At 35.7% G+C, this 1731-nt stretch carries 2 protein-coding genes; both read left to right on the plus strand.

The window, feature by feature from the left end; translation table 11 throughout:
* The coding region (locus tag GOU96_RS17355; RefSeq protein WP_324702051.1) for a hypothetical protein at positions 1-871 on the plus strand (871 nt) is incomplete at its 5' end.
* Positions 872-939: 68 nt separating this feature from the next.
* Positions 940-1731, plus strand: a 792-nt coding sequence (locus GOU96_RS17360) for a nucleotide sugar dehydrogenase (RefSeq protein ID WP_324702052.1), incomplete at its 3' end; no start/stop codon positions are given.

Below are 1731 nucleotides of genomic sequence, written 5' to 3' on the forward strand. Positions count from 1 at the left end.
TGCTGAATTAGGCAGCTATCTTAAATTTCGCCAAGCGTATGCCCGAATATTAAATCAACCGTTAGATACGAATGCGTTGGCTAATGGGTTGTTTTCCGATTTGATTTTGATTGCTGAATCGCCAGACACCAAAGTTAAATTTCTAGAGAGTACTGAGTATTATAAAAAGGAAACAAATAATTTATCTACTGAACAAGATAAGAAAATTTGGTTAGCTGAGCAAGCGAATAAAGGTCTTGTGATTACGCCACCAAAGGAAAAGGGAAATACAAGTTACTACATAATACAAGCATCGGCAGACTCAGCGCAAGAGGCATATAAACTACTGCAGGGATATCTAAAGAATGTTAATAATCAAGCTGTAACATTAAGTCTTGATGAGTTTGATCAAAATGTTAATACTCTTTTGGTTAATCTAAATAAAGAAATTATTGATATAGATTTCCAGAGAAAATCAGAAAAGCTTGATCAAATAGCTCATATTCAGCGAGATTTAACAACTGCGGAACAAGCCGGAATCATTGATTATCGCTCTAGCAAAGGCGGCTTCGATAATGCGCAAAGTAGCTATAAGTTCTTGCTCGGCGAAAAACTGTTATCAGCAGAGCTAAAAGCAACTAAAGATGCGCCAATTATTTACCCATTTAGATATTACGAAGTGAAACGTCAAATTGATGAGTTAGAAGGAATGTTACGCGATAACATTCAGGTGCAAGCATATCGATATCAAATGAAGCCATCTGAGCCAGTTATAAAAGACAAACCCAACAAAGCATTAATTTTGATTCTTGGTGCATTACTAGGGGCAATGTTTGCTATAGTTGGTACATTAGTTTATGCGACATTAAAAGATAAAACCAAGTTAGATTAAACTGGGTTACGTATTGTTGTGTCAATGCGAAATAGATGTTCTATGTGCACTTTATAATGGATAAGAAAATGAAATTCGATACTTTGAATGCGAAAATTGGGATTATAGGCCTTGGTTATGTTGGATTGCCTCTTGCTGTTGAGTTTGGAAAGAAAGTAACGACGATTGGATTTGATATTAATAAGTCTCGTATTGATGAATTGCGAAATGGTCACGATAGTACATTAGAGTGCTCAAATTTAGAGTTGTTAGAAGCAACTAAATTGACGTACGCCTGTTCATTAGATGCACTAAAAGAGTGTAATGTATTTATTGTAACTGTTCCAACTCCAATTGATAAACATAAACAGCCAGATCTAACACCTCTAATTAAAGCATCTGAAACATTGGGTAAGATAATAAAGAAAGGCGATGTTATTATTTATGAGTCAACAGTTTACCCTGGAGCGACAGAAGAAGATTGTATACCAGTTGTAGAGAAAGTATCAGGTCTTAAGTTTAATATTGATTTTTTTGCCGGTTATTCACCTGAGCGTATTAATCCTGGGGATAAAGAGCATCGTGTAACTAATATCCTTAAGGTGACCAGTGGATCTACACCGGATGTTGCTGAGTATGTAGATCAGCTATATAAATTAATAATTACTGTCGGTACGCATAAAGCATCATCGATAAAAGTAGCAGAGGCTGCAAAAGTAATTGAAAACACGCAGCGAGATGTCAATATTGCATTGATTAATGAGTTATCTATTATATTTAATAAGTTAGGGATTGATACCTTAGAGGTTCTTGAGGCTGCAGGTACGAAGTGGAATTTTTTACCTTTTAGGCCCGGTTTAGTAGGTGGCCACTGTATAGGT

It is taken from the genome of Vibrio sp. R-1 (assembly GCF_035615595.1).
Classification (GTDB): domain Bacteria; phylum Pseudomonadota; class Gammaproteobacteria; order Enterobacterales; family Vibrionaceae; genus Vibrio; species Vibrio cholerae.